The sequence below is a fragment of the Dolichospermum sp. UHCC 0259 genome (assembly GCF_009711935.1).
GTDB lineage: Bacteria > Cyanobacteriota > Cyanobacteriia > Cyanobacteriales > Nostocaceae > Dolichospermum.
This window is the reverse complement of sequence record NZ_VIKX01000053.1, coordinates 1-4,222: the sequence shown is the minus strand read 5'-3', so window position 1 is coordinate 4,222 and position 4,222 is coordinate 1. Positions and strand designations below refer to the sequence as shown.

Sequence of the window (4,222 nt, the reverse complement as noted above, 5' to 3'; positions counted from 1 at the left end):
TAGCCCCCCTATTCTCTCTCAAATTCACAATTTTTTGCTTGACAGACCACTAGCTTGAGTTACACCAATTGTCCGCTGTGCTGATTCTATCATCGGCCGACGCAAACTCACAACTATAAACTGTGCCTGTTCTGCCTGTTGTTTAATCATTCTCGCTAATCGTTCCACATTTGACCCGTCTAAAAACATATCCACTTCATCAAAGGCGTAAAATGGCGATCGCACTTGATCAATTTAACCTATGAGCGATCGCGTCGATGTAATGGCTAACTTGAGTGGCGGATAACATCAGGCGCATCACCACCAAGATATCGCGCTCGTCCGCTCCAACGTGTTCTTGTATCTTGCTTTCGTGATAAGCTCACAACTTCTCGACCGCTTTCAGCTTGTTGCTTTTGCAAATCAGCAAAGATAGCTTTCAAGTCATGATTGAATGACCGAGAATACTGTTCACGAATTCTGTGGATCTCTTCCACAATCTCATCATGAAACATAATCAACCTCCTAGAAGTTCATAGGGTGTACAAAGAATCGGCAATTCGTATCCAAAATCAATGCTGATCTCCGCCAATTTTCTCTGAATTTGAGCATTGGCAATGTGCTTGCAATTCCATGTCAGCAGATAATCCATTCCGTGAACAGTTGCAACTGCGATATGAACAGCATCAACATCAGCTTTTGCTGGAAGGTTGCTGCGGCCTAAAAATTGCTCTGCTAAATCCAGCACGGATTGGTTTAAGTTGAGTAATGATAGATTGCTAAGAATTTCTAGTCGTTGAGATGCAATTTTGGCATCTCCTTGGGTAGTTTCTTTCAAGACTGCTTGGGATGAGTACAGTTGAAAGTCACTGCGCCGTGTATTCCACCACTCCCTCGTTATCTCAATATTAGCCGCCACAATAATGTCTCTGCTTGGTCGAGCAGTAAGGTAGCCTAAGATACTGGTTTCAATATAGACAGTTTCACTCATACACGGTAGATTGTAAGCTACTTCATTTTAGCTTATATTTTAGGTGCGTTACATTTCATTAACGCACTCTACAAGCGATCGCACTTTATCAATCCAACCTACAAGCGATCGCAATTTATCAATCCAACCTACGAGCGATTCCTACGGAGCGCTTCGCTATCGCACTTGGTCAATCCAACCTACGAGCGATCGCAATTTATCAATCCAACCTACGAGCGATTCCTACGGAGCGCTTCGCTATCGCACTTGGTCAATCCAACCTACGAGCGATCGCAATTTATCAATCCAACCTACGAGCGATTCCTACGGAGCGCTTCGCTATCGCACTTTATCAATCCAACCTACAAGCGATTTCTAGGTCGCGCTTCGTAACGCACCGTTCCGATGACGTGTTATGTTAAAACTGTTGGTGTGCTTTAAAATCTAGCTTTACTACCCCTCACATCTATGTGGATATGACCGCCATATAAACCTAGACCTCCATCCCAGATCGGATCTAGTATCCTATAGATTTGCAAAGGACTAAGGTTATTGCAGTAGAAATCCATAGCTTTTCCGGGAATATGCTGTGAATTACGAGAAGCATTGGGTATCAGATTGTTGATGGCTCTTGAACGATACCAGGAAGTAACAATCATTGGTTCGCCAATTGCAGTACGGGCTTTCTCTGCTTTTTTAGCGAGGCTGAAAATTCCATTAAGTTCGCTCAATAATGTTGGAATTCTGTCACCGCCTTTGGTTGCCTCAAACCAATAAAAATTACCGCCTGCAAAGATTGGATCAACTAAATCAACATTTGTACCATTGGGAAGTGTAATGCGAGCCATATTTTATTTCTCACTCTAATTGTAAAAATTCTTGAATCGGTACTTCGATACTTATGGGTTAGTTGCAAGCCACTTCAAAATTGAGCGTCCAATGGCTCTTCCCCCGCGTTGACTCCAGTCTGTGCGATTTGCAACTGGCGCATCTATAAAGTAAACTTCCGCAAGTACCGAAACGCGAACATTAGTATCTTCGGCTCCACTTAAAACTCCTAATGCTTGACGTGGATCTCTCCCTCTTGCAATACGATCCCTAATTCCAAGTTCTGCGGCAATTTCAGCACTCATCAATTTTGCTAGCGCCAAATCTGCGGCATCGCCTTTTCTATTGTGAACTAACACTTCAGCACCTTGCGCTGATCTATTTGCCGCATTATGGTGAATGGAGCAGAAAACATCAAATCCTGCAGCCGTCTTACCAATTTCGTACAAATCATTACTAATAGTATTGCCACCAAAGTCGGTAATACTACATGGAACTCCTGCTGCCTGAATTACTTTTAATGCTTCCTGCGCTGCAATTTTGTTGAGGTCATACTCACGCTCACCACTAGGGGCAACTGCCCCTGGCTCAGATCCACTCGGATTGGGACCATGCCCAATTTCTAAAAGTACTCCTTTTGCTTTCCAAGTTTTACGAGTAACTGGGGTAACTGGGGCAACTGGGGCAACTGGGATGCCTAAAAGAGTCTTAGCTTCAGGTAAAAGGTTAAGAATCTTTTTAATATAATTGTCTTTACTGCTTCTGTCACTGTCAGAGCCATCAAATGGTCCACCAATGTATCCGGCATAGGCAATAAATTCTATATAGTCTTCAGGGGTAGTGCGGCTAGTTCGCCAGCCTGAGTAGACTGGACGATCAATAAAGAGCCAATAGCCCTTGACAGCTTCCTCTAAATCATCAAATTTGCAGTAGATATCTGTTTCTCCAGCACTGTCGGTAAAGAGAACCTGATCGGCGATCGCCCTCATTTCTCTCCTAAATTTCATACCATACGGATTAGCATGAATCTTGAAGAGATCAGATGAGCCTCGTCCAGATTCTAAGATTGCCTGTGCTAGTTGTATAACTTTCAAATGTTCAAATTCAACACTTGTTCCTTTCAAAGCCTGCACAAAATCGTTCCAAATAAACATTAGGGTTTCTCCATCAGGTATTACACTGGTTATATTGAGCTTAATTCAAGTAATGAAAGAATCATGACCCACCAGACCGTACCATAATGTCTAAGTAATAGCAAGAAAAATTCTGGATATAGTCAATATTCAGGTATTATACGGAATATTTCGGGCTATTCCTCTGAGTTTGTACGCAACTACAGTAGTTTAAGCTTTTTTCTCGCTGATATCCAGAATTTTCCTGTAAAATGTCAAAGTTGAGACATTAAACGAAAATCTTATGCGTATTATTTTATAGAACAACACTCAACCCACATTCCGCAGGTATTTTTGTAATTATCTATAATCCAATTATAACAAGGCTTTCAGCCTATGAAGCTCAATTCCATATTACGGCGATTACTGCCCTACCTAACGGCTAGACCCAAGGGTTGAGATATGAAATCGCATTATAAGATTAGTGATCCAGCCAAGTTTACTCCTGCAAATGTACCTATCAATAAGAAGATTAGATTCAATAAAAACATTGCGTAGGGGAACATCTCTGAGTAATCCAATGAAGATTCTATACCCAAAAAAGAAAACAATAATTCTGAAATCGGTGTCACCCAAAATATAAAAAATACTAAGGCTCCACCCAAAATCAAGGCGATTATGACAAGCATGAGTAACAATAAAACTGCAATAAGCTTCCAAACAAGCCCAAAATCTAAAAGTTTTACTGCACCATTAACTGCCATTGATAAAATAATATTCTGTAAAATAATATACATACCACATCCTATAAGAATGATCATATTAGCTATACATTCTACTAAAATCGTTATTTTACTTGCATTAAATATTCGTATGCCAACTACTAAAGTAATAATTGTACCTAGAAATCCCAGGAAAATAATACGATTCACAATTATTTTTATCAGCAATGTAGAAGGTGTCCCATGAATCCAAAAACCAGACAAAAACCAAGCAAAAATAACCCCGAAAAAAAAATAAGGGGTCGCCCTAAAAAAACTTCTTAAAACTTTTTCAATCATTCTTTGGACTCAATTTCTGCTATTTTTCTACGTTGTTGATGTAGTTTTTCTTCTAAGGTTTGGATCTCTTCTAATGTTTTGGCTTTCGGCACTTGATACTCTAAAATAATTAATTCCGCTTCAACTTGAGAATAATCTCCCGCTTTTCCCCTAATTCGTAACTCTTTACTTGCTGATTGAGTCGCAATTGCGGCAGCACCTGTAAAACCAACAAAAAGTAGTTTTTCACTCTCCCCCCACTTTCGAGAGTTTATAGGGTAGGTAGAAGTAGG

At 40.5% G+C, this 4,222-nt stretch carries 7 protein-coding genes and 1 pseudogene; 1 reads left to right on the top strand and 7 read right to left on the bottom strand.

What is annotated here, in order from left to right; all coding sequences use genetic code 11:
- Window positions 1-24: 24 nt before the first annotated feature.
- The 3 genes and pseudogenes from FJR05_RS04375 to FJR05_RS04365 all read right to left on the bottom strand — a co-directional run.
- Window positions 25-219 (bottom strand): annotated as a pseudogene (locus FJR05_RS04375) (hypothetical protein); the annotation flags it as partial.
- 47 nt (window positions 220-266) lie between these two features.
- Window positions 267-494, bottom strand: a complete 228-nt coding sequence (locus FJR05_RS04370) for a hypothetical protein (protein ID WP_168642976.1) — start codon at window positions 492-494, stop codon at window positions 267-269.
- A gap of 2 nt (window positions 495-496) precedes the next feature.
- Window positions 497-970 (bottom strand): type II toxin-antitoxin system VapC family toxin, encoded by a 474-nt coding sequence (locus tag FJR05_RS04365; RefSeq protein WP_168642975.1) that lies wholly within the window; start codon window positions 968-970, stop codon window positions 497-499.
- A gap of 43 nt (window positions 971-1,013) precedes the next feature.
- On the opposite strand from FJR05_RS04365, the gene FJR05_RS04360 reads away from it, so the two are divergent.
- Window positions 1,014-1,328, top strand: a complete 315-nt coding sequence (locus tag FJR05_RS04360) for a hypothetical protein (protein ID WP_168642974.1) — start codon at window positions 1,014-1,016, stop codon at window positions 1,326-1,328.
- A gap of 58 nt (window positions 1,329-1,386) precedes the next feature.
- Here FJR05_RS04360 and FJR05_RS04355 read toward each other — a convergent pair whose 3' ends face one another.
- The 4 genes from FJR05_RS04355 to FJR05_RS04340 all read right to left on the bottom strand — a co-directional run.
- The gene (locus tag FJR05_RS04355; protein WP_168642973.1) at window positions 1,387-1,797 is read right to left on the bottom strand and encodes a D-Ala-D-Ala carboxypeptidase family metallohydrolase; all 411 of its coding nucleotides are present in this window, start codon (window positions 1,795-1,797) and stop codon (window positions 1,387-1,389) included.
- 51 nt (window positions 1,798-1,848) lie between these two features.
- Window positions 1,849-2,931, bottom strand: coding sequence for an N-acetylmuramoyl-L-alanine amidase (locus FJR05_RS04350; RefSeq protein WP_168642972.1), 1,083 nt, complete (start codon window positions 2,929-2,931; stop codon window positions 1,849-1,851).
- A gap of 431 nt (window positions 2,932-3,362) precedes the next feature.
- Entirely contained in the window at window positions 3,363-3,950 is a 588-nt protein-coding gene (locus FJR05_RS04345; RefSeq protein WP_168642971.1) for a hypothetical protein, read from the bottom strand.
- A partial coding sequence (locus FJR05_RS04340) for a hypothetical protein (protein ID WP_168642970.1) occupies window positions 3,947-4,222 on the bottom strand: 276 nt, incomplete at its 5' end. The genes FJR05_RS04345 and FJR05_RS04340, both read right to left, overlap by 4 nt.